Below are 26,879 nucleotides of genomic sequence, written 5' to 3'. Positions count from 1 at the left end.
GGACGGCATGCGCCGGCTCCGTGGTCAGGTCGGCCGGGTCGTCTGGTGCGATCCGCACGCGGCGAGCACGGATTTCCGGCCCCAGGTGCAGGGACTACGTCTGGCACTGCCCTATGTGGACGATTATCTCGACTTCTCCAGCGTCTCCGCGCTGTCCGGGTTGGTCGCACGACTGGAGAAGCGTCCCAGCACCGCCTTGATCAAACGAGAGGATCCCGATGAGTTCACCGCGCCGTGAGGAACTTCAGGTCGACGGCTTGCCCGCTCCCCTGAGTCACTACACCGACGCCGTCCGATGGGGCGACCTGCTTTTCGTCTCCGGATGCGCCGCGATCGGCGCGGACGGCCGGGTCGTCGCGCCCGGCGACGTGACGGCGCAGGCCCGGACCGTGCACGACTACCTCGGTGCCGCGCTGAAGGCCGCGGGCACGGACTTCGCTCATGTGCTGAAGGTGACGGTGTTCCTCACCAATGTCGCTGATCGCCGGGCGGTCAACGAGGTCCGCAAGGAATACTTCGGATCGGCCTTGCCCGCCAGCACGTTGATCGGGGTCGGCGCGCTGGCGATCGAAGGCCTCCTGGTCGAGGTCGAAGCGATCGCCGGCATCCCCTCGTGACCGGCGGGCAGGAGACGCCGTGAACCCGGTGCGTAAGCAGCTCAGCGACCCACCGGGGGCGCCCCCCGCGTTGCGGCCGTACTACTCCAACGCCGTGCGGGTACGCGCGGGCGACCTGTTGTTCGTCTCCGGGCAGGTGGCGTGGGACGCGGATGGCCAGGTCGTCGGGAAAGGCGACCCGGTGCGGCAGGCCGAGCAGGTGTTCACGAACATCGACACGATCCTGCGGGCGAACGGCGCGGTGTTCGACGACATCGTCAAGGTGACGGTGTACGTCACCGATCTGACCTGGTTCGAACGACTCAGCGACCTGCGGATCCAGTGGTTCTCGGGGTCACCACCGGCGAGCACCATCGTGCGGGTCAGTGCCCTGGTCGCCCCTGATCTGCTGATCGAGGTCGAGGTCGTCGCGGTCCTGTGACAGCCTGCCTCTCACAGAGTTGTCACGCGTGGGAAAGAGCCCAGTTGACACCGAGGTTGCGCGACGCCCGGTACTGCAGCTGCCGGATGGCCACGACCGGGCGCCCCATCGCCTCGGGGGTATCCGCCACCGACAGGTCGAGCCGGAACCGCAGGTGCAGGCAGTCCCGCTGGGCCGGAGGCAGTTGCCCGACGCAGTGCCACAGCATCGTCCGCACCTCCCGGTCGATGACCTGCGACTCCTGGACACCGAGCTGGTCACTTCCATCGAACGACCAGGCGTCACAGCCTCGATGCGGTCGGCGGTATTGGCGATTGGACGCGGACGCCCATGTAGGTCAGATCTCCGTCGGCATCACCAGGAACGCGGCGGCGACCGGAAGTATCTTCACGTTGATACGAGCGGGTACATCGACGGCCGGCCTGACGACGACATCGACACGATGTTCGCCACGCTCAACGAGCGCCTTTGCTGATCGCCAACCTTTACTCGATCGTGTCGGCCGAGTCGGTGATCAGTGGGAGCCCATCTGCGTCGACCCAATAAGAAAGGACCGGCCGGCCTGCCTACCAGGCGGCCGGGGCCTTGCAGGCCCAGCAGAATCGTGAGGTAGGCATGCCTGATCGGTGCCATCGACGCTCACCCCACCCGAATTCACCATCTGTCAACAACGCGGGTTGATCACTCTCAGTATGAGCGAATAGTAAGAAGTTAACCTAAATGGTGATGTCGCCAGAACGTGCGAACTCAGCAGAGTTATTGCACGTCCAGGATGGGGAGATGTAGCAACTCCTGGTTACGAGGGGAAGGACTTTTTTTCATGAAATCTTTTTCAATGAAGGTTGCCGTGCTCACGAGTTTGTTCGCGCTGGGGGGACTGCCGCAGCCATCGCGGAACCGGTAACACGACAGGCCACGTCGGCCGATTCGACTGCAACAGCGCTGGCACCGTGCATTGACGCCGCGATCACATCGGGTGCCGAGACATGGGTATGCACCCCGACAGGACTCACGGTCGGAACCGACGCGGCAGGCAAAGCACCTGGTGAGCCGTTCACCGCGGTTAACCCGGCTGTGCCAGCGCGCACCGAGGGACCGATGGGAATATTCGATGACTACGACACATGGTGCGAGAACGGCAGTATCTGTCACAGAACCGTCAGCAACTACATCGGTGAGACCAAAGGCAATGCCACCTACGGCAACTCCAACGGCGTGATTGGCACTTTCGATGTGGTGCTGCGCACCAATCTCAACGGCCGTCAGGCTCAGTGGAAGGTGTCGTTGATCCGCGACACTGGTCCCAGTCTGCAATTCTTTAATGTGCAGGTGAATTGCTGGGAAGAGATCAACCTCCTTCCTGACAACAGTTGCGTCGTCCACGGAGCGGGCGCGCCCTTTGTCAGCGGTCGTTGGAACAGTTCCACTCTCTTTGGCAATAGGCTCGCCAATTCCAACGAGTACTACGGCGCGGTCAATGGCGGGTTCACTCCCAGTGGCGACCCGGCCTACCCGTTGGGCACGCTCGAAGGCGCGTACTTCAACTGCTACGGCAACGACAACTGCTACTACCCGTGATCCAAGCTGCGCTGACCATGATCTAACAGGTACCTTCCTGGACAGATGGCCGGTCCTTCGCATCGGATGCGGGGGCCGGCCAGTACCTGCGCTGGGAGCAGATACCGGTGCGAAGTTGTAGAGCGTGGAGGCGTGAAAGAAATGAGCCAAGCAGCGTCACCGCCCGAGCAGTGGCAGCAGGTGCCTTTGCTTTCCGAGGACACTCAGACGACTGCGCTTCCCGGGCGGGCTGGAGGGCCGGACTCGGCTCGTCTGGAGATCGACGGCACAGTCTACGACCAGGTACCCGAGACAGGCTTCGGGATGCTTATCGCCTGGCTCGCTGGTTCCGGGCGTCTGGTACGCATGCCTGATCGGGAACCGCAGTCCGTCACCATCACCGCCGTCACAGCCACGGGCACCGCGTCCTACAGAGTGCCGCGGACCTCCACTGACCAAGAAGTGATCGACGAAGGCATCGAGGACTACCTCACCGCCGCGGACATTCCGAACCCGCCTCGTGGTCACCGTTGGTACCAAAGCCTCCCTGAGGGCCACGGCACCCTCGATGACGCCTATGCCCACATCAACGCGGCTCTGCGCAGCGCTGCCCCGGACAACGCCGCCACTCACCCCCGCGACATCGCACGCCTGCTAACAGACATCGTGACCACGCTCTATCGACAATGAGAAAGTGCACTACACCAAGCCAATTGCGCCTACAGCGGCACCGCCCGATGATCTCATCCAGACGGCGAATTCTCGCAGCGCTGCCGCAGCAATCATCCGCACAGGATTGCGCACTGGGGCATACCGCCCGCGACAGTACTGCTCCGCGCGAACGAACACCTGATACTCGACCCCGCCAACGGTTGTGGGTCACCTCCGGGGTCCTGGCGCATTCCCACGCCAAGGGAATTCCCGACTTCGCCGCACACGGTTGTCGACGTCTCGCCGAGCTCGAAACGTTGCCCTGGCAGCCCCGTCCCTAACGGCGTCTTCGCCGTGGCAGCGGTCGCCGCCTACAAAATCAAGTCACCACGGGGACACGCAATCCTCGCCACCGTGATCACGACATCACCGGCATGTTCAGCTGGACCGGTGAACACATTCCACTCCTGCTGCAGTCTGAGCGCTACGCGCGGGCTCTGGCCGAGTACTTCGGTGCAGTGGACTTCACCGCACCGGTCGCAGCACTTCGTGCACAGCACGAGATCTTCAGCGGCACACCGGAGGGACTACGAATTCCTGCTCGCAGCACAAAAGGGCAACCGAAACGGTCCGCTCGCGCACCCGCGCGCTCCTGTGACGATCCGTGCTTCCCGGCGACAATTCAGGCAGACCGACGTCAGGGGAAGAGCCGATGCGCGATCGCCGCCGTGACCACCGCCCGACCGCCGTGCCACCAACTCCGGTGACTCGCCCAGGTGCTCCGCGAGTCGAGCACTTGCTGAACCTGCAGCGGACGGCGGGCAACAGCGTGACCAGCTTCGTCGTGCAGCGCGGGTGGGCGAAGGACAACGCCGACGGGGTCGCCGCGCAGATGAACGGCGAGGACTGGAACCGGGAAGGCGGCCCCTGGTGGCTGCTCAACGGGCACAACCCGGAGGGGATTGTCGCCATCTTGCGGCAGCTCGGTGCGGCCCGCGCCAAGCTGGTTGCCCACCCAGCCGACGGAACCCGGTACGACAAGCCGCGGCTCGATCTGGCGATGGCCGTGGCGGTAAGGAAGGACGCTTCGGCCGGAGAGGTCACGGGCATGGACGCCCTCCGCAACGCGACGGCTGGTCGGATCACCTACGCCGAATGCTGGACGGCGCTGCTCACCCTGTCGAAAGGCGCGCGAACCGGGCTTTACAAGCGCATGAGCAAGAGTGAGCTCGCGAGCCTGCTCAAACGGGTCAACGAGGCCCCTTTCCCAAAACAGCCCGCGCTGGAGGCTGAGCTGTCCCCGCTCATCGGGCCACTGGCCACCGATCTGAAGCTGGAGTTCGTTCCCGACGCGTCAACGGTGGTCGAGAGTGGCCTCGTGCAACCGATGGGTGAACTGAGGGTCTTCGTGAAGGAGAAGCTGACGAAGACCGTGCCCGCCCGTGGCGGTCCGCCGGAGTCAAAGAAGGACGAGGAGAACCGCGGGCACACCTTCAACCCAACAACGGCCGGGACCTTCACTCTCGGCGAGGGCGGCGCGGTTGTGGGTGACTCATGGAAGTTCTCGCAGCTCGCGAACGGCACTCCGGTCAAGGACACCGGAACCGACATCCTGTTCCAGCGCGACGGCAAGTGGATCTCGGTGACGAAGCTGAAGATCAAGCTCACCCGAGCCCAGATCATGTTCGGGACGACGAGAGTGCTCGCGCTCCACGAACTGGCCGACGACCGGAGCAAGACCACGCAGGTGAACATGGAGATCGAACGGGCAAGGGCGGGCGGCCCGTTCCGGCCACTGCCCAACACGTGGATCCTCAACGACTTCGGCAAAGAGGGGTTCCGGCTCACGGGGACCAAGGGCGACATCATCCACACCACTCCGGAGACCGATGACGCCTCCAGGGCGCTGGAAGCGGGCGACCTGACCATGTCCCCGAGCTCGAGGAACTTGTCGTCGCCGGCAGTGGCGAGTCGGGTGCCATCGGGGCTGAACGCCAGTGTGTGCACCGACTGGGAGTGGCGGATCCGGAGGACTTCCCGGCCCGTGGCGACATCGAAAATCTTGGCGTGTCCGATCATCCGGCCCGGCGGCCAAAGGCGGAAAGTACTTCCGGTGACGGCACAGCGGCGGCCGTCGGGGCTAAACGCGACCGTTCCAGACGGGACGAGTGCGCGCAGCGGCGCCAACCCATTCGACGACCGGACGCTCCGGCCGTCCTCGCTCCCTCAGAGCAGGGGTGGCACGAAAGGGACGCCACGTTCTGCCGCGGCGGCCGCGATCCACTCGGCTGTCCCCGACACGACCTCCGGCGAGAGGAGCTCGATCCACATCCCCGGCGAGGCGGGGTTGTAGTGGAAGGCGAGGCGGTCGATTCCACCGTCGCTTCCGATCCCGGCGAGCTCGCGCCGGAACCCCTGCTCCTCGAGCTCGGCGGAGGCCCGCCGCAGGTCGTCCACGTAGTACCCAAGGTGGTGGACCCGCCCGCCTTCCGAGAGGGGCATGTAGGGAGCTGGGTCCACCAGCTCGATGAGCTCCAGGAAGTGCGGTCCCTGCAGCGAGTACGTGTACCGGACGTTGTTGGGCAGCACGCCGTCGGGACCGATGACCTTCGACGCGGTGGTTCGCGGCGGCGCCCAGTCCAGACCCATCGCGGCCTGCCAGGTCAACATTGCCTCGTCGAGGTTCTCTACGACGATCCCTGTGTGGTAAAGCCGCATGCCGCGGACGGCCGCCACGGCCGGCAGGAAATCGGGGTCCGGCATTGGTCCTCCTGGCTCGCTATCTAGCACAAGAATCTAACAATGATGGGAAACATTCGTCAACGCTGCACGCTCACCAGATGGGGAGTCGAGGCGGCCTATTCGGACAGCGTGTGACCATGCGCAGCTGACACACGGAAGACGGCAGAACAGGAGACCCAGGCACCATCGGTCCGGACGCAGAGCGGCACGATGAAGGCGCTGGTTTTCCGGCTCGAGTTCCCGCAGCCGGGCGCGCTCGGAAACCGACAACAGTTCCTCTTCGACCGGTGCACCTTACGATACTGTGGAACCCAGTTGCCGAGCGTGCCCGGGTTGATTCCCAGCTCCCGAGCGACCTGCGCGACTGGACGATTCCCCGCGACCACCATCTTGACCGCTTCATCCCGAAACTCGGGACTTCCGACGCCGTTCCGGCATTGACCATCCTCCATTCCAGACTGGACCTTATTAGGTCCACTGTCCGGAAAGTGGGAGGGCTCGCCAGTTCGGGCGCAGCAACTTGTCGAGTTTGGTCAGGCTGTGCAGCAAGCGCCATGAGAAGAGCAAAAAGCTATTGCACATCGACGTTCAGCAGCCGTATGGAGTCATCCCGTACCAAAGAGGATCGGCGAGTACTGCCGGAGCCGAAACCGACAGGAGGGAGCGGGTCAAGCCAGCCAGAGCAGGCTATTCGGCGTAGGCCCCTCACTGTAAGGGCCCTGATAGTACGTCGTGTTCGCAGTTGACTTCTTCGCGATGAGCCATCTGCCGTCGACGCGCCGGAACTCCTCCAGGCATTTCGCGGCAATGACGACAGGTTCGTCGTTCACAATGGCATAGCATTCGATAAGCGCCTCACCCCGTGCCTGGTCATTGTCGATCTCGAGGGTCTGATTGTGCGAGAAGTGCCACATATTAGAGATTCCAAGTGCGAGGAAGGCGCCCTTCGTCCAGTAACGGCTGAGTTCCTCCGTCCCGACTGCCGAGCCGGCCATGTGCACCTCCGCGTCGAAGGTGAACAGTGCCAGCACCTCCTCGTAGCGACGCTCGTCGACGAGGTGGCAGTACCTCGCCCGCAAGTCGTTGATGGCGAGGACGTCCTCGACATGCTGAATCCGCTCGAGCAGTGAACGCGTTTCCTCGCTCATCACGAGACACCCTCTCGGTTGACGACAAGAACGGGTTGTTGTGAAAGCCGCGCCGTTCGCCTTGCGGACCACGGCGTCAGACGAGGGCGCTGCCGGCGTCGACCGGAAGGGCCACACCGGTGATGTACCGCGCTTCATCGGAGGCCAGGAACAGGACGGCGTTGCTGACGTCGATGGGTTCGATCCAGGAGACGGGAAGCGCGTTCGTCGTGCGGGAGACCGCAGCGAAGTCATCTGCGGTCGGGTTCTCCTTGCCCGGACAGAACAAGCGGAACATGGCATCATTCATAATCATGGGTGTGGGCACCTGCGTGGGGTGTACGGTGTTCACCCTAATGCGTTCGCCCGCGAGCTCCACGGCAAGCGTGCGCATCAACCCGACGACGCCGTGCTTGGCCGCCGAGTAGGCCGCCGCGTTCGGGATGACCTTAAGCGAGCCGACCGAGCTCGTCAGGACAATCGATCCGCCTCGGCGCCCGGCGATGATGTGCGGAACCGCGGCCTTACAGGTCAGCCACACCCCTTTGAGGTTCACGTCGACCATCTGGTCCCACTGCTCCTCGGGGAGCTTCCACGAAGGGAAAGGCCACATGCCGATGCCGGCGTTGGCCGCCACGATGTCCAGCCTACCCAGCTCCGCGACCGCCGAGTCGACCGCCGCCTCCAGTGCAGAGGCCGAACGAACGTCCACGGTAGCGGTGACGATCCGGCGGTCGAGCGCCTCGACCTGCCGTGCCGTCTCCTCGAGGTCCTCTTTCGTGGCGGTCCGGTAGGGAAGGTGGGGGACGGCGTCAGCGATGTCGATCGCGATGATGTCCGCACCTTCCTCGGCGAGCCGGACGGCATGGCTGCGTCCTTGGCCGCGTGCAGCGCCGGTGACGAGCGCCACCTGACCTTCGACTCGATTCATTGCACCTTCTCTTTCAGGCTGCATTTCTTATCTAAATTGTCTGGCCGTGTCGCCGGGATCCACGTCCGACCGCCATCGCCGCAATGGGCACGGCGGTCCCTCGGCACGCGACTGCGAGGAGTACCGCGGTCCTGAACAGCGCAATGGAGGTCTGCGCTGGCTCGCAGAACGGGCCGTTCGGAGTCCGCATCCGGAGCGCGCGCCAGTCGTCGTCGGCCACTCCGCGCAAATACGACCTAGGGCAAGTGCGTCGTTCCGATGGTTCGCGGCCATGAATTGCAGAGCAGGTACTTGCTCCACGCCGACTCGTCGGTCATCGTGTGGCTCCCATCCGGCATTGGATGTAAGGCACGTTACCATACACTGCTTGGATAAGAGGTACAGTCGGCTCACCGCCGGATGGCTCCGGCGGCTCACTCGAGCGCCACGGTGTCGTGGCGCAAGGAGAGGGGTACCGATGATCCGGCACTGTTCACTGTTCAAGTTGAAGGCAGGGACCTCGGAGCAGACCCGCAACGAGATCGTGCGCCAGTTCCACACGCTGCCGGGCCAGGTGCCCAACATCCGTCTCGCGCAGGATGATGTGGGGGGCCAGGTCGGGAGAGGGCGGGATCAGAGATCCTTGTGCGCGTGTCCACATCATCTGACGAGGAGCCCAGGACGGCACCCTGCTGCCGTGCTGATCATGGGCTGATCGCCCAGGCCTGTGCTCGGGCAAGCACAAGGCGACCGGTATGAACGTGCAGGTGGCATGCGCGCTCGACGGGAGACTCGCGTGGATCTCCGACCCCATTGAGGGAAGCAGGCAGGACACGCACCGCCTGAAGGAGTCCGGGGTACTTCTGGCACTGAATCCCGACAACTGGATGGACAACAAGGGATACGTGGGAAATCGCATACTCACCCCGATCAAGAAGCCACAGCATCGCGAGCGTCTGAATTGGGAGAAAGAATTCAACACCCAAATCAACAAGATTCGCTACGTCATTGCCAAACTTCGAAACCTGGAGAATCATGCACACCGACTACCGACGACCGACGACCCAGTGACACCTTCTCGGAAACCATCCCAACCGTCATTCCCTACACTTCTACACAACCGCGGCCGGAATCAAAGATGCATCCCGGCCGTAAGTCCTAGTTTCGAGCGGCCATGGCTATGGATTCATTGCTGAGCGCTGCCTGCATGTGGTCGTCGTGCAGACCGTCAAGCAGTCATCAACTTCAAGAACTGTGCCGTGGCCGCGGCATACCCCACGCGCGAGACGTCGCCCGCCGCCTCAGCACCAGCACCGAGTCAGGGATCCGACCAGAGCGCCGTTCGGTGCCGTGACCAGTCACTGCGACTCCGCCGGTTCCTCCAGCCCCACGGCCACCTCTTCACCACTCCATTCCGGGGCAACGTCGGCCAGGGCCTGGCGGAAACCTCAAGCGTGCCGATCAGAACTCGAGTTGCGGATCCAGGCCACCCAGGACGGTGTAGAGCTTGTCGTCAGGGTGGCGGGCGCTCCCACATCAAATCGCCCTGGCCCATCGCGCCGCGGCTCACATCTGTCGGCGTGTCGTTGCGGAAGGCGAAGTCCCACATGACATACCGGTCGAGCAGCCGCCACTCGTTCCCGCGTTTCTCGAACGTGTCCAGATAGCGGCCGCCGTGCAGGAAGTCGTAGACCTGACCGCCCTCATCGCGCAGGGTGTGCCAGTTGCGCGTGTAGGTCTCGGCCTTGGCCCTGGCGCCGTTGAGCCGGATCAGCGAGCGGCCGAGGAAGTGCTGCGTGAGCATCATCGTGTGCAGGGCCTCCCAAACCCAGTCGACGAAATCCGCGCCGGTGCCGTCCAGGTCACCGATCTTGATGTGAGCGTCCGGCCAGATGACCGAGGCAATCATCTCCTTGTCGGCCCGGTCGATCCCGTTGGCGTAGCGCTGGATGCAGTCGTCGATCTTGGCGCGGTCCAGAAGGCGCTCGACCGTCCCGGCATCGATGTCATTCACCCGGCAGACTCCTTCGTCTCGTGCGACACGTCATTCCCTGCGGTATGGCTTGGGGCCTTCACGCGCTGAGGCCCCCGTCGACGTCGAGGATGGTCCCGGTCACGAACCCGCTGCGCGAGTCCAGCAACGCGAGCACCCAGCGTGCGATCTCCTCCGGCTCGGCCAGCCGCCCGACGGGCGTGGCCGCGCGGAGGGAGTCCAGGCGCTCCTCGACGACGTCCGGTGCCAGGCCCACGCCGCCCCAGATCGGCGTGACCACCACGCCCGGCGAGACGGCGTTGACCCGGACCCGGTCGGCGGCGAGGAGCTTCGCCGCCGACCGGGTCTGGTGCAGCAGTGCGGCCTTGGTCGCCCCGTAGGCGATGGCTCGCGGCGAGGAGTTGCGACCGCTGGCCGACCCGATGTTGACCACCGCGCCCTCGGCGCGCCGCAGCTCGGGCAGCGCCGCCCGCAGCAGGCGGATCGGAGCGATGGCGTTCACCGCGAACATCGCCTCGACGGCATCGTCGTCGACGTCCTCGATGCCGCCGAGGGTGGCCACCGCGGCATTGTTGACCAACCCGTACAACCCGCCGAAGCGATCCACGGTCTCGGCCACGACCCGGCCGGCGGCCGCGCGCTCGGCAAGGTCGGCGACGACGACCAGTACCTTGCCGCCCACCGCCTCGCAGTCCTCCGCCGTCGCCCGCAGCGCGCTCTCACGACGGCCGACGAGCGCGACCCCGGCACCAGCCCGCGTGGCTCCGACCGCGACCGCCCGGCCGATGCCGCTCCCCGCCCCCGTCACGATGACCGTCCGGTCCACCAGCACGGGTTTGTCCATGTCCTGCTCCCTCCGCAGCCCCGCGGCCTCGAGGATCGCGGGGCGCGTATCGACTCACGTCCGGTCGGCGACCAGACTCGTCACGGGGGTCCCGGCGGCGGAGACCTGGGCCGGGATTGCCTCGGCGTCGTCACCGGCCTCCCGCCTGAGGATTCGCGGGATGGCCAGCATGCCACCGATACCGAGCACCGAGAGTCCGATGAGGAGAATGCTGAGCGCGGTCGTCGAGCCGTCAGCGGTCAGCAGGACCGCGAGTGGCGGGATGATCGCCGAACCGAGGGCGACACCCGATTCCCGGCCCAGGGCGATGCCGCTGAAGCGGTAGGTGGGCGGCAGCATCTCTGCCAGGTACGTGGTGATCGGCGCGAACACCGCGGCCAGCCCAATGCCGTTGGTCGCGAAGATGCCGATCCAGAGGCCGAGCGGCCAGTTGGGCCGGATCAGGGCGAAGTAGGGGAAGACCATCACGATCAGCAGGAGGAAACCACCCCCGACGACCGCCCGGCGCCCGACAATGTCCGAGAGCCAGCCGAAGATGGGGACGAACGCGGCCTGGGCCACGTAGCCGACGATGATGCCGATGAACAACGCCGAGCTCCCCAGCTGCACGGTGCGGCCCGCGAACGAGGTGCCGAAGGTCGCGTAGACGTAGGAATGCCCACCGAGGGCGAAGAAGCTCAGCAGCATCGTGACCAGCACGCGGGGGCGGCTGCGCAGCGCGTCCCGCAGCGGGCTCCGGGAGGTCTGGCCCTTGCCGTTCGTCTTGCTGAACTCGGGTGTCTCCGGGAGCTGGCGGCGCAGGTAGAACGCATAGAGCGCGAGAAGACCGCCGAGCAGGAACGGGATACGCCAGCCCCACGACAGGAACTGCTCCCCGGTCACGACGGCGGAGGCCGCCAGCATCACCAGCGCGCCGATCGCGGAACCCAAGGGCGGACCCACTGCGGGGAAGGCACCGAACAGGCCACGCCGGCTCTTGGGCGCGAACTCCATGGCGACGACGACGGCACCGTTGAACTCGCCGGCCGCACCGACCCCCTGGAACAGGCGCAGGACCATCAGCAGGATCGGCGCCGCGACGCCGATCGAACCGAAGCTCGGCAGCAGGCCGATGAGGACGGTCCCGCACCCCATGATCATCAGAGTGGCGAGCAGGATGCGGCTGCGGCCGAACCGGTCACCCAGGCTGCCCAGCACCCACCCCGCGACCGGCCGGATGATGAAGCCCAGCGAGAAGACCGCGATGGACTGGAAGCTCGCCAGGACCGGCGACGAGTTCGGGAAGAAGACGTGCGGGAACACGGTCGCGGCGGCGGCGCCGAACAGGGCGAAGTCGTAGTACTCGAGGACGGACCCGATGGTCGCCGCCCGCGTCGCCTTCCGCCGTTCGCGCTTGCGCTCGGGGGTCTCTGACCCGTTCGAGCTGTCCGGGAGGGTCATGTCGTCCATCTCGACCTCGCCTCGTCACGGCGCCGTGGCGCGCGGTCCACCGAAACCAGCATCAGTAAGCTCCTTTGCTCAATGATCGTCGCGAGAGATCCGTGCACGGGCTCGACCGCCTATCGGGCAGGGGCGATGACCATGCGTTGCACCATGTCGGCGATGAGGCGGATCGTGCCGGCCCGCGTGGGCGACGAACCTAACAACGTTTGGTGAGGTGCGCAAGACGCCTCTGAAGCGCATGTGCGAGCGGCATGATCCCCACGGGGAGGAAGTGCGGTCCGCACCTGCCCGTGGGCGAACCGTCCGGCGGACCGGTCAGGGACCACGACGCTCCCCAATGCCGGACACCCCGGGCGGCGTTGGGCGCCCACTCAGGCCCGAGCCACCCGGGAGCGGCCTATTGCCACTCAAACCATGCACTGTTAGATTACTCTGAGCCACACGGGAGGCGTCCTTCGGGGTGACTGCCGGGGCGGGCGCAGCACCGTGGTCCCGGTCAGACATCACTCCGGAGAGCAGAGTGCCGTGGTTGGTGCGGTGGAGCGACGCCGAAGGGAAGGCCTGGTTCGATGTTCGACCACCACAGTCGCGAGTACGCCGACGGCTGGAAGTCCATCTACGCCGCCGCGCGCGGGTCGGGCTGCCCGGTCATCCACTCCGAGAACTACGGCGGGTTCCACGTCCTGACCCGATACGCCGACGTCGTCGCCGCGGCCGCGGACTATCGCGCGCTCTCCTCCGAGCGCTCGTTCGACGACCGCGGCCAGGATGTCGGCCTCGGCACCACCATACCGCCGCGACCGGTGCGCCTGGGAAACCTGGAGATGGATCCGCCGGTCTCCACCCTGTACCGGCGCCTGATGAACAAGTGGTTCACCCGGGCGGCGATCGAGCGCGGCCGCGCGCGAGTGCAGGAGATCGCCCGCTGGTCGCTCGGGCGGTACTCCGCAGGCGCAGAGGTCGACATGGTCGGCGACCTGGCCGGGCCGTTCCAGCGCATGCTCCTGTTCGATCTCGTCGGTCTGCCACTCGACCGCTGGCTCGGCTATCGGGAGGAGTCTGGCCACGCGCCCGCCTCGGACTTCCCCGCCGACGACGGGCTGCTACCTGGCGAACGCCGGGCGATCGAACGTGCTCGGTTCTTCGGGTTCCTCGCCGACAGCCTCCGCGCCGAGGTCATCCACCAGCGCGAGCACGGCGGCACAGGGATCATCGCGGACCTGGCCACGGCGGAGGTGAACGGCGACCTGCTGCCGCTGGAGATCGTCAACGAGTTGGCGGTCATGCTGGTCGCCGGCGGTGACGAGACAACGGTCTCCACGATCACCAGCACGGTGCTGCACCTGTACCGGCACCCGGAGGAGCGGGCCCGGCTGGCCGCCGATCCCGCGCTGCTCGGCGCGGCCGTGGACGAGGTCCTGCGCTATTGTTCGCCTGCGCTCACCTCGGCCCGCAACGTCGTTGCACCGTGTTCGTACGCTGGCCGGGACTTCGTCCCGGGCGAGCGGCTGTTGTTGTCCTGGGCCTCGGCCAACTTCGACGAGAGCACCTTCGCCGAACCTGACACTGTGGACCTGGGGCGCACGCCGAACCGGCACGTCGCCTTCGGGGTCGGCCCGCACCGCTGCATCGGCGCGATCCTGGCAAAGACCGCCGCGGAGTGCTTCCTCGAAGAGCTTCTGCGCGTGAGCCCGGACTACGAGGTGCTCGAGGACCGCATCCGGCCCGCCTACGGCGACATCGCCCGGTTCAACGGCTGGGACTCCCTCCCCATCCGACTCTGCCCTCGCTACTCCGGCGGCATCTACCCGGGCCTGCCGGAACTGACCGAGGCCCGGATCGCGCCCTGACCGGGCGCCCACGCTTCCCCACTCGACAGCCGTGGACGACGACAGTTACGAGAGAGAGGTTCCACCGATGGGTACGACACCGAGCGAGGACTGGATCGCACTGCTCGACCTGGTCACCCGCTACTCGCGCGGGCTCGACACGAAGGACTACGAACTCGTCAAGACGGTCTTCGCGCCGGACTGCCTCATGGTCTACGACTTCTCGGACCTGGGCGTCTCAGGTGACATCCTCACCTACCACTCCGCGGACGAGATCGCCGAGGACTCCCGGCGGATCCACGCCCCGCTGCGCACGCTGCACCAGAACGGCAACTACTACTTCGACATCGACGGCAGCGCGGCGATCGGCCGCGTCTACTGCGACCTCTACCAGGTCCGCCCGGCTGACGACCACCCCGTCGGCGTGCACCGGCTCGGCTGGTACGACGACGCCTACCTGAAGATCGATGGCTCCTGGTTCATCAAGGAGCGGATCTGGAAGCCGACCTGGAACGAGGGCGAGTGGATCGGCGGCCGCCCGATCCTCGCCGACGAGGCCGGGAAGGTCTGACCCACCTTTCCCACCGTCCCCGCACCGCCCGTCCCCGGCACGGGCACAAGGAGAGTTCCCATGTCAGAACACACCGCCGACACACACGTCGGCGAGCAGATCTACGTCGACCTGACGCCGTACGCGCTGGACCTCGAAGACGAGGCGAAGCTCGTCGCCGAGCAGGACGAGCTGACCTTCACCTGGCTGACGAAGGACGGCTCGCCCATGTCGGCGATCATGTCCTACGTGCGCGGCGACGACGGCAGGCTCTGGATGCTCGCCCTCAGCGAACGCAAGCGAGTCAAGGCGATCCTCCGCGACAACCGCGTGGCGGCCACCATCAGCGGTGTCGGCACGTTGTTCGGGTGGGGGTGCACGGTGAGCTGGAAGGGCCTGGCCACTGTGCACGACGACCGCGAGACCGTCCGCTGGCTGCTGCCGCAAATGGGCAGGCGGATCGGCCTCGCCGAGGGAGAGGAGCTCGACAGCTGGGTCCGGGTCGAGGACTCCCCCACCCGCGTCGCTATCGCGATGGAGACCACGGTCCGGGTGAGCTTCGACATTCGCAAGCGCAAGGCCCGCACGAACGAAGTCCTTGACGCCGAGACGCAGGCCACCCAGGAGCGATGACCCGCGCCGGACCACGCACGAAAACCGAGGCCGCTGCCCCTTCCCGGGGCGGCGGCCTCAGTCTTGTCGCTGGACCCGAGCAGATTCAGCGCTGGGCCGCCTTCGGGAGCCCGCCGTGCTCTCGACGGAAAGCGTAGACCGCGTCATCCGTGGAGTGCAGGGCGTTTACGACATCCGGGGGTAGCCGGGGTCGGCCCGGAGCACCCGGTCTGCTGGGATATTTCCATGGCCGAGTCGTTCTTCGCAGTGCTCAAAAATGAACTTGTCTATCGAACCGTATTTCCGACCCGGCGCCACGCACGACGAGCCGTGGTCGAGTACATCGAAGTGTTCTACAATCGACAGCGTCTCCGCTCCGGACTTGCCTACAAGACTCCAGCGGAGACCTATCAAGCCTATCTGGACACGCAGCTCGCGGCATAGAAATCACTCTTAGCGACTGTCCAGGAAGCTCGGGGCGGACCAGCGATGACTGACCTACACCTAAGGAACCGCCGCGAAGATCCTTAGTGATCACTTAGCGATCAATTAGCGTCCACCCCTAGCGTCGGAGCCGTCCACGAACAAGACCACAAAGGACGGTCGATATGCCGAACAAGGTCAGGAAGATCGGGCTCGTCTCCGCACTCGCCATCGGCGCCGCGGCGCTCGCAACGGCGACCCCGGCGAACGCCGCCGAGACCGGGGTGACCGGGAATTTCGATTGCGGGGTCGTCAGTTGCAGTTACGTCTTCAGCAAAAACGAAACCGCCACGATCGCCAAGGATGGCCTGGCTGCGGCGGGGCTCTGCAGCGCGATCCCCACCCCGGGCAACGGAGCCTGTGCCGCAGGGTTCGCGATCGTCGTCGTGACCGCGAAAGTAGCCAAAAGCAAGGGCAAGTGCGTGAAGCTGAACATCGCGAAGGTCGCGCCGTACCCGACCTGGACCTCGGTCGACGGCGGTTCGCGTTGCCGCTGAGCGGGCACGCTGGCCCGGAGCGACTTCGGGCCAGCGCCGCTCCCTGTATCCGCCGCACTCCGCGCCGTCCTCACCGGCGCCGGGACGCCCGCCGCAGACCGGGTGCGCACCCAGGTCAACGCCTACCTGGCCCCCGGGTCCAGGAGCGGGTCGACGAGCTCGCGGCCGCGCACGGATGGCGCCGCGCCCCCAGGGTGGACTAGCCGGTCAAACCGACCTCGGCGCCGGTGACCGTCGAACTCGACCGCAAACGACGCCGGGCAGCGCATCGACTGGGCCGAGGCGACCCTCGCCGACGCGGGCCTGACCTACCACCGTGCTCACGAGCCCTACATCGCCGCCCTCGCCCACGAACCGGGCCAGGCCGGGATCACGTGCAAGGAATCGTTCGCCAACCCTGACGAGCCGCGCGAAGGGGCGATGGCCGCAGGGTTCTTCGCCGTGACAATGCTGGCCTACGCCGTCGAGTTCGACCGGCAACGACTGGAGGGCAACCTCGATACCGAGGCCGCCCGACTCATGACCGCCGCCCACTGAACTGGCCAATCCCGGCAGCCCACCAAGGCAATCGACCGTCAGGAAGCACCTCGCAATTTGCGCCAGCTACCTGCCGGATCACCGCGTGTGCAAAGGACTTCGGTCATCCGTGCAGTCGACTTCGAACATCGACACTGACGCTGGCGACCCGGGCACGGTATCCGGAGCTCATCGCCGGGCCGGTGGCTTCGGGATGCCGGACGCGGCGGTCGACAAGATCGTCGCGTCGCTCAACGCCGAGCCGGTGCCGCCCGCCGACCCGCTGGTCGCGCTGCTGCTGGAGACCGCCGGCGGGCTCGGGATGCTGGAGCACTACCGGACGACCCACGGCGGCGCGGGCGAGGCTTGAGCGCGACCGCCTTGGCAATCACCACCGGTGGACGACTTTTCGCCGTCGGTGGACGATCACCGGCAACACCGGCTGGCCCGGTGGTCAGGCCGCGGCTACCTGCTCGCGCGCGACGACGTCGGCCGTCCGCCGGGCCCGTCTGCCGAGGTACAGGATCAGCACCGCGCACACCAGCATCGGCCCGGACAGGGCCAGGAACACCGCGGCCGGCGACCACGACGCGCCGACGGCGGCGCCGACGACCAGCGGCCCGAGGATGCCGCCGAGGCGGCCGATGCCCAGGGCCCAGCCGACGCCGGTCGAGCGGACGTTCACCGGGTAGACCACGGCGGCCAGCGCGATCAGGGCCTTCTGGCCGCCGCTCACACCGCAGCCGACGAGGAACAGCGACACCAGCAGGACCCACACCGGCGCGTGGAACGCGGGTCCGGTGACGGCGAGGAACACCGCGCCGACCACGAACAGCACGCCCAGCGAACCGAACGCGCCCAGCCGGTCCATCGCCGGCCCCACCACGAACGCGACCGCGATGCCGCCCACGGTCGTGAGGCTGGTGGCCGTCACCACCGTGCCGTTCTCGAAGCCGAGGTCGGTCAGCATCGTGGGCAGCCAGCTCTGGAGCGCGTAGAACTCGCCGAGGTTGACGGCGAACACGACCCACAGCAGCACGGTGCTCAGCACACCGCCGTTCGCGAGCAGGGCGCGCAGCTTCACGCGGCCACCGGCTTCGGCTTTGTCCACTGTCACCGGTTGCGTCGCCTCGGGCAGCGCCGGGTCGATGCGGCGGCAGAGCCGGTACGCGCGTCCGGCGTCCGCGCCGCGGCCCACCAGGAACACCAGGGACTCCGGCAGGAACTTGAGCATCAGCGGGATGATCACCAGCGGCGCCAGCGCACCCACGAGGAACACCGACCGCCAGCCGGCCGTCGGCACGAGCCAGCCCGACACGACCCCGGCGACGACGAACCCGAGCGAGAATCCACAGTAGATCGCGAGCACGAAGCTCGCCCGCACGCGTTTCGGGCTGTACTCGGCGGTGAGCGCGACCGCGCTGGGCGCCGCCGCGCCGAGGCCGATGCCGGTGACGAGCCGCAGCACCACGAGCTCCGTGACTCCGCCGACCCACACGGACGCGAGGCTGGCGAGCGCGAACAACGCCGTTCCCGCGATGATCAGCCGTCGGTGGCCGAAGCGGTCCGAGAACGGTGACAGCAGGAGGTAACCGATCATCAGGCCGACCAGGGCCGAGGAGAAGATCGGCCCGAGCACCGTGGCCTTCAGTCCCCACTCCTTCGCGATGTGCGGGGCGAGGTAGTTGATGGCCTGCGTGTCGAATCCGTCGAAGAACATCACGAGCCCGCACAGCACGACCGTGCCGTACTGGAACGCGCCGACCCGCCGGTCGTCGACGAATCCGGTCAGGTTCACGCCTGCGGTCATTCCACACCCGCCAGCAGGCCGGAGACCTCACGCGGGTGAGTCAGCGGGGCCAGGTGCGGCGCGTCAAGCCGCACGACGTGGTCGGCGCCGGTGGCCATCCGCTCCTGGTCGACGGGGAAGATCGCCTTGTCGCGCTCGCAGACCAAGTACGTGACCGGGTGCGTGCGCTCGGGCTCGGACCCGGGCTGGGTGAAGCTGACCACCGCCTGCGCGCTCCGCCGGCTGTGCACCTCGGCGAACGCCGTCTCGTCGAAGTCGGCGGCGAGCACGTCACGAGCCAGCGCTGCGTCGTCGACGACGCGAAGCGTGCCGTCTTCGTGCGGCACGAGCCATTCGATGGGGTGCGGCGACCGGATCTCGAGCAGGGTCTGCCCCCGCCGCGGCCGGAACGCGGCGACGAACACGCTGTGGCGCACGCGCGGGTGCCCGGCCAGCTCGGCGACGACCATGCCGCCGTAAGAGTGGCCGGCCAGCACGACGTCTCGACCGAGGCCGTCGATGACGTCCCGCACGTGCGCGACGTCCGCGGGCAGGTCGCCGAGCGCGGCCGGGTCTGCTCCCCCGCTGGGCAGCTGCGCCACGACGTGTACGTCGTGGCCTTGTGCGCGCAGCGCGTCGGCGACCTGCTGCCAGCTCCACCCGGCGTACCAGGCGCCGTGTACGAGCACGTAGTCCATTGATTCTCCTTTGAATCGCGGTGGGATCGAGGGATGCGCGGTCAGGCGGGAATGCGGGGATCGGCGGCGGGCACGAACGAGTCCGCCAGGAAGTTCTCGGACGGCAGGCCGGCGCGCGTAGTGAGCAGGGAGTGCGCGTCGGTGGTCATCGCTTCGCTGCCACAGGCGTAGGTGCGATGAGCGTGCAGGTCGGAGTGGTCGGCGAGGGCGGCGTGCTGGACATGGCCGGTGGCGCCGGTCCAGCCTTTGCCCGGGCGGGACAGCACCGGGGTGTAGCGGAACCAGCCGTACCGGGCCGCCCACCGCCGCGGCAGGTCGTCCAGGTAGAGGTCCTCCTCGCTGCGCGCGCCCCAGTACAGGTGCAGCGGCCGGGTGCTGCGGCGGGCGATCCGGTCGAGCACGATCGACTTGATCGGCGCGAACCCGGTGCCCGTGGCGAGCAGCAGCACGGGACCGTCGCCGTCGTCGAGCACGAACTCGCCGAACGGGGTTTCGACGTCGAGCGTGTCGCCCGGCCGCAGTGCGCCCACCGTCTCTTCCGAGAACCGGCCGCCCGGTTCGGTGCGCACGTGCAGCTGCGCCGCGTCGTTGTGCTGCGGCGCATTGGCCAGTGAGTACGGCCGGGTTTCGTCGCCGGGCAGCAGCACGTCGAGGAACTGGCCGGCGCGGAACGGCGCCCGCCTGCCGATCGGGAACCGGAGGTCCAGCACCGTGACCCGGGGCGCAGGGCGGCGAATGCGGTGCACCACCGTCGTGAGCTTCTTGCGCTGCGGCGGTTCGCCACGGTCGATCCGGCGCGGGCGCACGACCACCGGGCCGCGCGGTTCCGCGCGGCACAGCAGCACGCCGTCGGCCGGCCCGGTCAGCTCACCGCGGCCGCGCACCACCACCGAGCCCGCGACCAGCGAGCCGACGCACGACGTGCACACGCCCTTGCGGCATGAGTACGGGATGGCCCAGCCCGCGTTTTCGGCGGCCTCGAGCACGGTCTGCCCGGCCTCGCACGGGATCTCGATGTCCGTGTCCGCCACGGTGATCATGCGGTGGTCTCCTTCGTTCGTCCGAACAGGCCCAGCGCGCGGACCACGGCCGTGGGGTCGGCGACGCCGCGGCCGGCGATGTCGAACGCCGTGCCGTGGCCGACGCTGCAGAACGGCACGCCGGCGCCCACGGTCAGCGCGGTGGCGGTGCGGCCGGCGAGCAGCTTCACCGGCACGTGGCCCTGGTCGTGGTACATCGCGACGAACCCGTCGTGGCCGGGGGTGGTGAGCAGCACGTCGGCGCCGGTCGGCCCCACCGCGTCGATCCCTTGCGCGACAAGGGATGCTGCGGCCGGAGCGGTGACGCGTTCGTCGTCGCTGCCGAACAGTCCGCCCTCCCCCGCGTGCGGGTTGATGCCGAAGATGCCGATGCGCGGTGCTTCGGTGCCGAACGTCCGCAGGGTTTCGTGCAGTGCTTGTCCCGCGGCCGTGACGAGTTCGGGCGTGAGCCGTTGCAGCGCGTCGGCGAGGCGTTCGTGCAGGGTGGTGTGCACGATGTGCAGGCCGCCGCCGGAGAGCAGGAGGAACACGCGGTCCTCGGGCACGCCGGTGAGCTGCGCGATCAGCGGTGGGTAGCCGCGGAAGGGGATGCCCGCGGCGCGCACGGCCGTCTCCGAGTGCGGGCAGGCGACCACCCCGCGGTACCCGCCGCCTTGGGCGAGCGTGACGGCGGTACTGACGTAGCGGACGGTCGCCGCCCCCGCTTCCGCGCTGAGCACCCCCGGGCGGAATTCGTCCGGCGGCAGCTGGCGTGCGTCGACGAGGTCGAGCACGCCGTCCTCGGCCGGGGTGCCCGGCGTGTGCTCGCGCAGCCGGAATCCCCGGGCGGCGGCGAGGTCCGCGAGCACGTGCCGGTCGCCGACCAGCACCGGTGGATCCGCCACCCGGGCGGCGGCGTCGACCGCGATCTCCGGCCCGATCCCGTTCGGATCGCCGATGGCCAGCAGCACGCGGCTCACAGCGGCAGCGCCAGGAGTGTGTCGATCTCCTTGCTGTCGCAGACCACGACACGTTCGCGCAGCAGGGCGTCGGCGCCGTCGACGCGGTAGCGATCGACATAACGACCGCTGGCGAACAGGTCGGCCGGGCCCCCGCCGGTCACGCGCAGCACGAAGAACGGCGTCTCACTCTCCACGTCGCCGCCGGATTCCTCGAGGATCGCGGGCTGGCCGAGCATGTGCCGGTACACGTGCGGTTCGTAGATGTTGGCCTCGCGCAGAGCCGACACGCGGTCCTGCAGCATGCCGCGGGTGTCGGCCCAGATCAGACCGGCCGGCAAGCCGCGGCGGTAGTTGTCGGCCGTCGTCACGCGGTAGTGGCAGTCTTCGGTGAAGAAGCCGGGCCAGTTCTCGAGCGGACCGTCGTCGATGCACCGCGCGTAGCGGGCCTGGGCGCGGGCGATGGCCACCTGGTTGTCCATCAGGCACCCACCTCGCGGGTGATCCGGGCGCGCTCGTGCGTGCCGGGGTCCGGCAGGGGCGCGTCGTCGTCCGGGACGAAGCCCATCGCCTCGCGGTAGGCCTTCCAGAACCCGCGCACGGACGCCTCGGTCACGCGGCTCTCGCTCGACTCCGCGGTGTCGCCGCCCATCTGCAGCGTCGCGTACTCGTCGGAGGCGCCGGCGATGCCGCGCTGCACGAAGCCGCCGATACCACCGTCCTCCATGGACACGTACCCCGCGGGACCGACCAGGTTGGACTGTTTCATCCGGACCAGCCGTTGCTCGTCGGTGTCGGATTCGAACCCGAGGTAGGTCCAGTTGAGCAGGGTGTCGTCCGTGCCGCGCGGGAGGATTTGGCGCACCGCCACGGAGTTCTGGATCTGCTGGAGCACGAACCCGGGGAACACGGACAGGATCTGCAGCGTGACGTCGTCGCCGACTTCACTGAACCCGGCGAGCAGCGACGGGTCCGCGAGCTGGTACTCGCTCTCGGAGCGGATCTTCTGGTCGCGGTACTCGGTGCTCTCGGCGGCAGAGCGGTCGATTTCGGAGTAGCTCACGTGGTGCCCACCCGAGGAGTCCACGAGGATCGCGCCCCGCTGCGAGAGCCGGTTGATGCCGAACGTGGTGAAGAACAGGTGCAGGATGCTGGCGTGGTAGGAGTCGCGGACGTTCTCCGCGTACAGCTTCCAGTTGTTCGGCAGCCGCTGCGCGAACCGGCCCAGCACCACGGGTTTGCGCCCGCCGAGCACGCGGTCGATGCGGTCGAGGATCTCCTCGCCCAGGTACTCCTCGATGTCGGGCAGGTCGTTGGACAGCGTGCCGAACACGAGCCCGTGGACCACCGCGATGCGCAGCTTGCGCGGGCCGTGGTCGGCCAGGCAGAACCCCGGCGGCATCCCGCCCTTGCCGCCGACGCCGTCGGAGAAGGCGACCGCGGTGAGGTCGCCTTGCAGGTTGTAGGTCCAGGCGTGATAGACGCAGGTGAAGTCGCGGGAGTGGCCGTGGTCGGCCATCGCGATCAGCGCGCCGCGGTGGGCGCAGCGGTTCTCGAACGCGTAGACCTCGCCGTCGACGTCGCGGGTCACGAGCACGGGCTGCTCGCCGATGAAGGTCGCGCAGAAGTCGCCCGGTTCGGCCAGTTCGGCCTCGAGGCACAGGTAGCTCCAGTACGGGCCGTGGAAGATCCGGTCCTGTTCGGCGCGGTACACCGCCTCGTCCTGAAAGACCCAGTACGGCACCCGGGTCAGCGACCGCGGCCAACTGCGGTCGGGTGCGCGGCCCGCGGTCGTCCCCGTGAGGCGATCCATCGTGTTTCCTCCTCGCCCGGCGCCGCTCGACACGACTCGACGCCTCTGATAATGTTCGAATAACGAACACAGTTTCACTTACCGAACACATTTAAGGCAGCCGAGGGCCTGCCGTCAAGACCCACACCGGAGGAGAACCGTGCCCGCAGCCGAGGGAATGGCCGGCTTGGCCAAGGGATTGGCGATCCTGGAGGTGTTCGGCGAGACGACGCCGAAACTCACTATCAGCGACGCGGCCCGGCTCACCGGCCTCAACCGCGCCGTGGCCCGCCGCTGCCTGCTCACGCTCGTCGACCTCGGATACCTCACCCACGACGGGAAGCACTTCCTGCCCACCCCGCGCCTGCTACGGCTCGGCGACGCGTACGTGGAGTCGACGGCGCTGCCCATGCTGGCGAATCCCCACCTGGCGGCGGTGCGCGAGCAGGTGCACGAGTCGGCTTCGGTGGCGGTGCTGCAGAACGACGAGTCGCTGTTCATCGCGCGCAGCGAGGTGAAGCGGATCGTCAACACCGGCGTGCGGATCGGGGCGAGCGTGCCCGCGTATGCCTCGGCCACCGGGCACGTGCTGCTGGCCGCACTGTCCTCGGAGGAGCTCACGGCCTATCTCGAACGCTGCGAACCCCGGGCCAGAACCCCGAAAACTCCCGTCACACCCGAGGAGATCCGGCGACGCGTGGACCTGGCGCGCGAGGAGCGGGCCGCGCTGACCGACGAAGAGCTGGAGTTCGGGCTGCGCTCGCTGGCCGTGCCGGTAGTGGACTCGCGTGGGCACACCGTCGCGGCGATGTCGGTGAGCGCCACGGCCGAACGGATCTCGATGGATCAGCTGCGGGAGGAGTTCCTCCCGGTGTTGCGTGAGCAAGCGGAACAGCTCGGCCGCAAACTCTGATGCTGCGGTGGCTCGACGATCTCGGTTCAGCGTTCGCCACCGACGACGCCGTTCGAAGAATCGCTTTCCTCATACACCGCAGCCGACCCGACCTTGAACCCGGCCACCGAGGCCACCTTGTCCCGGCTGCGTTGCGGTCGCAGCCGACGCGATGAGGCAGGCCGGTCAATGTCGTGCGCCTCTTGAAAGATCGGCGATACGTTACAAGTCTTGACTGTAACCCTTCTGACTCTTATGGTCTCTCCGATCAGGAGCCGATGGCGACCAGGTTTGGGCATCGGCGACTGGTCATTTCCTCCACCGCGCTGTTCGACGTGTTCACGGTGCTGTGCGCCTTTGTGGACAACGAGACCCAACTCCTTGTTCTCCGCGGCTGCCGAGCACTCTCCTGCTGCGGAGTGCCTTCACCCTCAACCTGGCCGTCTTCTACGCCGTTCAGAGCTGGCTCCCGACCGTCCTCGGCAGACCTGGCCACACCGCCTCGACAGCCGTCGGTGCGACCGCGCTGACCACGATCGGCGGCATCGCCGCGGCGATGCTCATCGGACCGGCGGCGGCGTCAGCTGGGCCCTCGGCGTCGGGCGAATCGGCGGCATCGTCGGCCCACTGCTGGTCGGGCTCGCGCTGGGCGCGGGAGTCGCCGCGCGCTGGGTGTTCCTGATCATGGCCGGCGCGTTCGTCGTGGCCGGCGTCCTCGTTTTCTTGCTCGACAAGGCTTCTCGTTCGGCGCGAACCTCGTTCGATCGTGTTCCCGACAGGGAGATCTCGCGGTGAGCTCCAGCACACACCCATCGAACTCGGCCGCGAGCTACCTCGATTTCCGCCTACCGGCCGCGGCCTTGGCGACGATGCCGGGCCACAGCACCGCCACGACACGCTCAGGAATATCCGCTTTTGTCTCACCGCGGTAAAACGCCGCGAAATAACTACCGAAGCACAGCGTCGCAACCATGTGGGTGTCGATGTCGGGATTGACCGCACGCCGTTCCTGCAGCTGTACCAACAGGTTTTCGACCAACGTGACCCGAGGCTCGACAGCGTGCTCGCGCAGGATTTCCAGCAGCTCGGGCGTGCGACCCGCCTCACCGGCGAAGTTGCCCATCAGCACCATCGCATCGGGATTGTAGTAAGCGGGATCGACGCGGCGGACGGCTTCGATCAGCGCCTCGCGCGGCTCCATGTCGTCCAGTCCGGCGTGCATGTCGCCCTGCTGGCGGAAACCGTAGTCGAGGGCGTCGACCACCAGGTCGAACTTGTTGCTCCACCGCCGATAGATCGTGGGGCGGGTGACCTTGGCGTCGGACGCGATGTCGCCGATCGTCATTGTCGAATAGCCGTCCTGCGCGAGCCGGGCTCGGGTGGCCAGGATGATCGCCTCGTCCAGGCCCGGGTCACGGGGCCGGCCGCCCGCGTGCCGACGATCGGCGTCCGAGTCCTCGACGACTGGTTCACGTGTTCCGGCCATGCGCCCCACCCTCACAGATCAACAATCACAGAACAGCGTACAGGATTCGTTACATCACTGGACTGTATCGCTGTAGCTAGTATAGTTACAGCGATTACCTGTAACGATACCTCAAAGGATCCCTTATGAGCGCCACCACTGGACGAACTTCCTGCTCCACGAATGGGCCTACAAGCCGCCCTCCCTGAGGAGCCAACGATGACTTCCGCACAGGACCTGATCGACCGCAGCATCCCCTTCCTCGACGAGGTCAAGAACCGCACGGCCGGCGGAGACCTCGAGACCTGGCTCAACGACACCTACAGCCCCGGCACCCCGCTCTACGACGACCTGGCACGCATGATCACCGACGGCGTACGCACCGGATGGGCCGCCAATATCGAGGTCGACGGCGCCAAATACCGGCGCAGCCGCATCGCCGACCCCCACGAAACCCTGAACCACTTCAGCATCACCGCCGTCTACATGAACAGCGTCGAGCCCTACCGCGGCCAATACCACCAGCACCCCTATGGCGAGCTGAACCTGGTGGTACCACTGGATCCCGGAGTGAAACTGGTCGGACCATGCGGCTGGAGCGGAGCCGGCTGGACAGCTCCGGGCCCCGGAAGCCACCACTACCCCGAGGTCAAAGGCGGCGCGCTGATCGCGCTGTTCTACCTGCCCGCCGGCCGGATCTCCTACGACATCACCCCGCCGGCAAGCTGAATCCGCCGCCGAGACACCTTCATGGAGACAACCGTGGCAACGACAATCGAGGACGCGTTGCTCAGCAGGCGCAGCTGCCGCGCCTTCCTGCCGGACCCAGTCCCCCGCACCGAACTCGAACGACTCCTCACGCTGGCGGCACGATCGGCCAGCAACTCCAACAGCCAGCCCTGGCACGTCCACGTCCTGACCGGCGCGGCGAAACACGGCCTCACCACAGCACTTCTGCACGCCCACGACACCGCAGGCCGCGTCCCCACCCGCGAATACGACTACCAGCCCTCGCCGGACGACTGGCCCGAGCCGTTCCATTCGCGCCGGCGCCGGTTCGGCGAAGGGCTCTACAAAGAGACCCTCGGCATCGCCCACGACGACTCGACGGGCAGGCTCGACCACCATCGGCGCAACTACGGCTTCTTCGGCGCACCGGTCGGCATCATCCTGACCGTCAGCCGCCGACCACTGGAAGGCGCGCTCATCGACGCCGGACTGTTCCTCCAAGCCCTGATGCTCGCCGCACGAGGAGCCGGGCTAGACACCTGCGCCCAGGCATCATTCATCGACTTCTACCCAGTACTACGCGAAAAACTGCCCATCCCGAAAGACCACCTGATCGTCTGCGGCCTGGCACTGGGCTACGCCGACGACGACCACCGACTAAACCAGCAGCGCACACCCCGCGAGCCGGTCGGAGCCTTTACCACATTCTATGACGGGGACTAAAGAACAAGGAATCAATGATGA

Annotated in this window: 30 protein-coding genes and 3 pseudogenes; 15 read left to right on the top strand and 18 right to left on the bottom strand. The window is 67.1% G+C overall.

The features are described 5' to 3' along the window. From VGP60_RS15300 to VGP60_RS15290, 3 genes and pseudogenes are all read left to right on the top strand, one after another. A pseudogene (locus VGP60_RS15300) lies at positions 1-238 on the top strand (hypothetical protein); the annotation flags it as partial. Next, positions 219-617, top strand: a complete 399-nt coding sequence (locus VGP60_RS15295) for a RidA family protein (RefSeq protein WP_327548656.1) — start codon at positions 219-221, stop codon at positions 615-617. The pseudogene VGP60_RS15300 and the gene VGP60_RS15295, both read left to right, overlap by 20 nt. A 19-nt stretch (positions 618-636) precedes the next feature. Then, positions 637-1,038 (top strand): RidA family protein, encoded by a 402-nt coding sequence (locus VGP60_RS15290; RefSeq protein WP_327548655.1) that lies wholly within the window; start codon positions 637-639, stop codon positions 1,036-1,038. Positions 1,039-1,060: 22 nt separating this feature from the next. Here VGP60_RS15290 and VGP60_RS15285 read toward each other — a convergent pair whose 3' ends face one another. Beyond that, the gene (locus tag VGP60_RS15285; protein WP_327548654.1) at positions 1,061-1,246 is read right to left on the bottom strand and encodes an RNA polymerase sigma factor; all 186 of its coding nucleotides are present in this window, start codon (positions 1,244-1,246) and stop codon (positions 1,061-1,063) included. A gap of 866 nt (positions 1,247-2,112) precedes the next feature. On the opposite strand from VGP60_RS15285, the gene VGP60_RS15280 reads away from it, so the two are divergent. Next, a complete protein-coding gene (locus tag VGP60_RS15280; protein ID WP_327548653.1) occupies positions 2,113-2,616 on the top strand; it encodes a hypothetical protein in 504 nt (167 codons plus the stop codon). A 141-nt stretch (positions 2,617-2,757) separates the two neighbouring features. Then, positions 2,758-3,285, top strand: coding sequence for a DUF5956 family protein (locus VGP60_RS15275; RefSeq protein ID WP_327548658.1), 528 nt, complete (start codon positions 2,758-2,760; stop codon positions 3,283-3,285). Between the two features lie 658 nt (positions 3,286-3,943). Here the strand turns inward: VGP60_RS15275 and VGP60_RS41735 are convergent. The 6 genes and pseudogenes from VGP60_RS41735 to VGP60_RS15260 all read right to left on the bottom strand — a co-directional run bounded on the left by VGP60_RS41735 (position 3,944) and on the right by VGP60_RS15260 (position 8,046). After that, the gene (locus VGP60_RS41735) at positions 3,944-4,261 is read right to left on the bottom strand and encodes a hypothetical protein (protein WP_414640353.1); all 318 of its coding nucleotides are present in this window, start codon (positions 4,259-4,261) and stop codon (positions 3,944-3,946) included. Positions 4,262-4,449: 188 nt separating this feature from the next. Next, the gene (locus tag VGP60_RS41730; RefSeq protein WP_414640352.1) at positions 4,450-5,325 is read right to left on the bottom strand and encodes a WD40 repeat domain-containing protein; all 876 of its coding nucleotides are present in this window, start codon (positions 5,323-5,325) and stop codon (positions 4,450-4,452) included. Between the two features lie 147 nt (positions 5,326-5,472). After that, a complete protein-coding gene (locus tag VGP60_RS15270) occupies positions 5,473-6,009 on the bottom strand; it encodes a VOC family protein (RefSeq protein WP_327548652.1) in 537 nt (178 codons plus the stop codon). Between the two features lie 192 nt (positions 6,010-6,201). Next, positions 6,202-6,440 (bottom strand): annotated as a pseudogene (locus tag VGP60_RS41725) (transposase); the annotation flags it as partial. 216 nt (positions 6,441-6,656) lie between these two features. After that, complete coding sequence (locus tag VGP60_RS15265) at positions 6,657-7,136, bottom strand: nuclear transport factor 2 family protein (RefSeq protein WP_327548651.1); 480 nt, start codon at positions 7,134-7,136, stop codon at positions 6,657-6,659. 76 nt (positions 7,137-7,212) lie between these two features. Continuing rightward, positions 7,213-8,046, bottom strand: coding sequence for a mycofactocin-coupled SDR family oxidoreductase (locus VGP60_RS15260; protein ID WP_327548650.1), 834 nt, complete (start codon positions 8,044-8,046; stop codon positions 7,213-7,215). A 734-nt stretch (positions 8,047-8,780) separates the two neighbouring features. Between VGP60_RS15260 and VGP60_RS15255 the strand changes: the two genes are divergently transcribed. Then, on the top strand, positions 8,781-9,221 hold the full coding sequence (locus VGP60_RS15255; protein ID WP_414640351.1) for a transposase family protein: 441 nt from the start codon (positions 8,781-8,783) through the stop codon (positions 9,219-9,221). Between the two features lie 317 nt (positions 9,222-9,538). Here VGP60_RS15255 and VGP60_RS15250 read toward each other — a convergent pair whose 3' ends face one another. The 3 genes from VGP60_RS15250 to VGP60_RS15240 are packed head-to-tail and all read right to left on the bottom strand — an operon-like array spanning position 9,539 to position 12,311. Then, positions 9,539-10,039, bottom strand: a complete 501-nt coding sequence (locus VGP60_RS15250) for a nuclear transport factor 2 family protein (RefSeq protein WP_327548649.1) — start codon at positions 10,037-10,039, stop codon at positions 9,539-9,541. A 58-nt stretch (positions 10,040-10,097) separates the two neighbouring features. Beyond that, on the bottom strand, positions 10,098-10,862 hold the full coding sequence (locus VGP60_RS15245) for an SDR family oxidoreductase (protein WP_327548648.1): 765 nt from the start codon (positions 10,860-10,862) through the stop codon (positions 10,098-10,100). A gap of 54 nt (positions 10,863-10,916) precedes the next feature. Beyond that, positions 10,917-12,311: an MFS transporter gene (locus VGP60_RS15240; protein WP_327548647.1), complete on the bottom strand. Its 1,395-nt coding sequence runs from the start codon at positions 12,309-12,311 to the stop codon at positions 10,917-10,919. Positions 12,312-12,874: 563 nt separating this feature from the next. On the opposite strand from VGP60_RS15240, the gene VGP60_RS15235 reads away from it, so the two are divergent. The 6 genes and pseudogenes from VGP60_RS15235 (at position 12,875) to VGP60_RS15210 (ending at position 17,162) form a co-directional block, all read left to right on the top strand. After that, complete coding sequence (locus VGP60_RS15235; protein ID WP_327548646.1) at positions 12,875-14,155, top strand: cytochrome P450; 1,281 nt, start codon at positions 12,875-12,877, stop codon at positions 14,153-14,155. Between the two features lie 67 nt (positions 14,156-14,222). Beyond that, positions 14,223-14,705, top strand: coding sequence for a nuclear transport factor 2 family protein (locus VGP60_RS15230; RefSeq protein WP_327548645.1), 483 nt, complete (start codon positions 14,223-14,225; stop codon positions 14,703-14,705). Between the two features lie 60 nt (positions 14,706-14,765). Further along, positions 14,766-15,317 carry a hypothetical protein gene (locus VGP60_RS15225; RefSeq protein ID WP_327548644.1) on the top strand — a complete coding sequence of 184 codons (552 nt, stop codon included), beginning with the start codon at positions 14,766-14,768 and terminating at the stop codon, positions 15,315-15,317. Between the two features lie 210 nt (positions 15,318-15,527). Continuing rightward, positions 15,528-15,740, top strand: a pseudogene (locus tag VGP60_RS15220) (IS3 family transposase); the annotation flags it as partial. Positions 15,741-15,904: 164 nt separating this feature from the next. Then, on the top strand, positions 15,905-16,276 hold the full coding sequence (locus VGP60_RS15215; RefSeq protein ID WP_327548643.1) for a hypothetical protein: 372 nt from the start codon (positions 15,905-15,907) through the stop codon (positions 16,274-16,276). Between the two features lie 646 nt (positions 16,277-16,922). After that, positions 16,923-17,162: a hypothetical protein gene (locus tag VGP60_RS15210; protein ID WP_327548642.1), complete on the top strand. Its 240-nt coding sequence runs from the start codon at positions 16,923-16,925 to the stop codon at positions 17,160-17,162. A gap of 84 nt (positions 17,163-17,246) precedes the next feature. On the opposite strand, the gene VGP60_RS15205 is transcribed toward VGP60_RS15210, so the two are convergent. The 6 genes from VGP60_RS15205 to VGP60_RS15180 are packed head-to-tail and all read right to left on the bottom strand — an operon-like array spanning position 17,247 to position 23,070. Continuing rightward, positions 17,247-18,602, bottom strand: coding sequence for an MFS transporter (locus VGP60_RS15205; RefSeq protein ID WP_327548641.1), 1,356 nt, complete (start codon positions 18,600-18,602; stop codon positions 17,247-17,249). Then, a complete protein-coding gene (locus VGP60_RS15200) occupies positions 18,599-19,279 on the bottom strand; it encodes an alpha/beta hydrolase (protein WP_327548640.1) in 681 nt (226 codons plus the stop codon). The genes VGP60_RS15205 and VGP60_RS15200 overlap by 4 nt, the downstream gene beginning before the upstream one ends. A gap of 41 nt (positions 19,280-19,320) precedes the next feature. Beyond that, positions 19,321-20,319 carry a 2Fe-2S iron-sulfur cluster-binding protein gene (locus tag VGP60_RS15195; RefSeq protein ID WP_327548639.1) on the bottom strand — a complete coding sequence of 333 codons (999 nt, stop codon included), beginning with the start codon at positions 20,317-20,319 and terminating at the stop codon, positions 19,321-19,323. Further along, a complete protein-coding gene (locus VGP60_RS15190) occupies positions 20,316-21,278 on the bottom strand; it encodes a 4-hydroxythreonine-4-phosphate dehydrogenase PdxA (protein ID WP_327548638.1) in 963 nt (320 codons plus the stop codon). The genes VGP60_RS15195 and VGP60_RS15190 overlap by 4 nt, the downstream gene beginning before the upstream one ends. Next, the gene (locus tag VGP60_RS15185) at positions 21,275-21,739 is read right to left on the bottom strand and encodes an aromatic-ring-hydroxylating dioxygenase subunit beta (RefSeq protein ID WP_327548637.1); all 465 of its coding nucleotides are present in this window, start codon (positions 21,737-21,739) and stop codon (positions 21,275-21,277) included. The genes VGP60_RS15190 and VGP60_RS15185 overlap by 4 nt, the downstream gene beginning before the upstream one ends. Continuing rightward, positions 21,739-23,070, bottom strand: a complete 1,332-nt coding sequence (locus VGP60_RS15180) for an aromatic ring-hydroxylating dioxygenase subunit alpha (RefSeq protein WP_327548636.1) — start codon at positions 23,068-23,070, stop codon at positions 21,739-21,741. Before VGP60_RS15180 ends, VGP60_RS15185 begins: the two co-directional genes overlap by 1 nt. A 139-nt stretch (positions 23,071-23,209) precedes the next feature. Between VGP60_RS15180 and VGP60_RS15175 the strand changes: the two genes are divergently transcribed. Continuing rightward, a complete protein-coding gene (locus tag VGP60_RS15175; RefSeq protein WP_327548635.1) occupies positions 23,210-23,962 on the top strand; it encodes an IclR family transcriptional regulator domain-containing protein in 753 nt (250 codons plus the stop codon). A 435-nt stretch (positions 23,963-24,397) separates the two neighbouring features. Here the strand turns inward: VGP60_RS15175 and VGP60_RS15170 are convergent, their stop codons facing one another. Both VGP60_RS15170 and VGP60_RS15165 read right to left on the bottom strand, forming a co-directional pair. Then, positions 24,398-24,754, bottom strand: a complete 357-nt coding sequence (locus tag VGP60_RS15170) for a hypothetical protein (protein WP_327548634.1) — start codon at positions 24,752-24,754, stop codon at positions 24,398-24,400. Between the two features lie 16 nt (positions 24,755-24,770). Beyond that, positions 24,771-25,427 carry a TetR/AcrR family transcriptional regulator gene (locus tag VGP60_RS15165; RefSeq protein WP_327548657.1) on the bottom strand — a complete coding sequence of 219 codons (657 nt, stop codon included), beginning with the start codon at positions 25,425-25,427 and terminating at the stop codon, positions 24,771-24,773. A gap of 198 nt (positions 25,428-25,625) precedes the next feature. On the opposite strand from VGP60_RS15165, the gene VGP60_RS15160 reads away from it, so the two are divergent. Together VGP60_RS15160 and VGP60_RS15155 are read left to right on the top strand one after the other, a co-directional pair. Beyond that, positions 25,626-26,135, top strand: a complete 510-nt coding sequence (locus VGP60_RS15160; RefSeq protein WP_327548633.1) for a DUF4863 family protein — start codon at positions 25,626-25,628, stop codon at positions 26,133-26,135. Between the two features lie 33 nt (positions 26,136-26,168). Continuing rightward, positions 26,169-26,858, top strand: coding sequence for a nitroreductase (locus VGP60_RS15155; protein ID WP_327548632.1), 690 nt, complete (start codon positions 26,169-26,171; stop codon positions 26,856-26,858). The last annotated feature ends 21 nt before the right edge of the window (positions 26,859-26,879 follow it).

This window comes from Amycolatopsis sp. (assembly GCF_036008905.1).
In the GTDB taxonomy this organism is placed as follows: Bacteria; Actinomycetota; Actinomycetes; order Mycobacteriales; family Pseudonocardiaceae; genus Amycolatopsis.
Note: the sequence above shows the minus strand (reverse complement) of the source record. Positions and strands in the feature narration are given on the sequence as shown.

What these genes read in the sequence shown, in the direction of transcription:
- VGP60_RS15295 (WP_327548656.1), top strand. Translation starts at nt 219, where the DNA reads ATGAGTTCACCGCGCCGTGAGGAACTTCAGGTCGACGGCTTGCCCGCT.
- VGP60_RS15285 (WP_327548654.1), bottom strand. Translation starts at nt 1,246, where the DNA reads ATGCTGTGGCACTGCGTCGGGCAACTGCCTCCGGCCCAGCGGGACTGC.
- VGP60_RS15275 (WP_327548658.1), top strand. Translation starts at nt 2,758, where the DNA reads ATGAGCCAAGCAGCGTCACCGCCCGAGCAGTGGCAGCAGGTGCCTTTG.
- VGP60_RS41730 (WP_414640352.1), bottom strand. Translation starts at nt 5,325, where the DNA reads ATGATCGGACACGCCAAGATTTTCGATGTCGCCACGGGCCGGGAAGTC.
- VGP60_RS15270 (WP_327548652.1), bottom strand. Translation starts at nt 6,009, where the DNA reads ATGCCGGACCCCGATTTCCTGCCGGCCGTGGCGGCCGTCCGCGGCATG.
- VGP60_RS15265 (WP_327548651.1), bottom strand. Translation starts at nt 7,136, where the DNA reads ATGAGCGAGGAAACGCGTTCACTGCTCGAGCGGATTCAGCATGTCGAG.
- VGP60_RS15260 (WP_327548650.1), bottom strand. Translation starts at nt 8,046, where the DNA reads ATGAATCGAGTCGAAGGTCAGGTGGCGCTCGTCACCGGCGCTGCACGC.
- VGP60_RS15255 (WP_414640351.1), top strand. Translation starts at nt 8,781, where the DNA reads ATGAACGTGCAGGTGGCATGCGCGCTCGACGGGAGACTCGCGTGGATC.
- VGP60_RS15245 (WP_327548648.1), bottom strand. Translation starts at nt 10,862, where the DNA reads ATGGACAAACCCGTGCTGGTGGACCGGACGGTCATCGTGACGGGGGCG.
- VGP60_RS15240 (WP_327548647.1), bottom strand. Translation starts at nt 12,311, where the DNA reads ATGGACGACATGACCCTCCCGGACAGCTCGAACGGGTCAGAGACCCCC.
- VGP60_RS15235 (WP_327548646.1), top strand. Translation starts at nt 12,875, where the DNA reads ATGTTCGACCACCACAGTCGCGAGTACGCCGACGGCTGGAAGTCCATC.
- VGP60_RS15230 (WP_327548645.1), top strand. Translation starts at nt 14,223, where the DNA reads ATGGGTACGACACCGAGCGAGGACTGGATCGCACTGCTCGACCTGGTC.
- VGP60_RS15225 (WP_327548644.1), top strand. Translation starts at nt 14,766, where the DNA reads ATGTCAGAACACACCGCCGACACACACGTCGGCGAGCAGATCTACGTC.
- VGP60_RS15215 (WP_327548643.1), top strand. Translation starts at nt 15,905, where the DNA reads ATGCCGAACAAGGTCAGGAAGATCGGGCTCGTCTCCGCACTCGCCATC.
- VGP60_RS15205 (WP_327548641.1), bottom strand. Translation starts at nt 18,602, where the DNA reads ATGACCGCAGGCGTGAACCTGACCGGATTCGTCGACGACCGGCGGGTC.
- VGP60_RS15200 (WP_327548640.1), bottom strand. Translation starts at nt 19,279, where the DNA reads ATGGACTACGTGCTCGTACACGGCGCCTGGTACGCCGGGTGGAGCTGG.
- VGP60_RS15195 (WP_327548639.1), bottom strand. Translation starts at nt 20,319, where the DNA reads ATGATCACCGTGGCGGACACGGACATCGAGATCCCGTGCGAGGCCGGG.
- VGP60_RS15185 (WP_327548637.1), bottom strand. Translation starts at nt 21,739, where the DNA reads ATGGACAACCAGGTGGCCATCGCCCGCGCCCAGGCCCGCTACGCGCGG.
- VGP60_RS15180 (WP_327548636.1), bottom strand. Translation starts at nt 23,070, where the DNA reads ATGGATCGCCTCACGGGGACGACCGCGGGCCGCGCACCCGACCGCAGT.
- VGP60_RS15170 (WP_327548634.1), bottom strand. Translation starts at nt 24,754, where the DNA reads ATGGGTGTGTGCTGGAGCTCACCGCGAGATCTCCCTGTCGGGAACACG.
- VGP60_RS15165 (WP_327548657.1), bottom strand. Translation starts at nt 25,427, where the DNA reads ATGGCCGGAACACGTGAACCAGTCGTCGAGGACTCGGACGCCGATCGT.
- VGP60_RS15160 (WP_327548633.1), top strand. Translation starts at nt 25,626, where the DNA reads ATGACTTCCGCACAGGACCTGATCGACCGCAGCATCCCCTTCCTCGAC.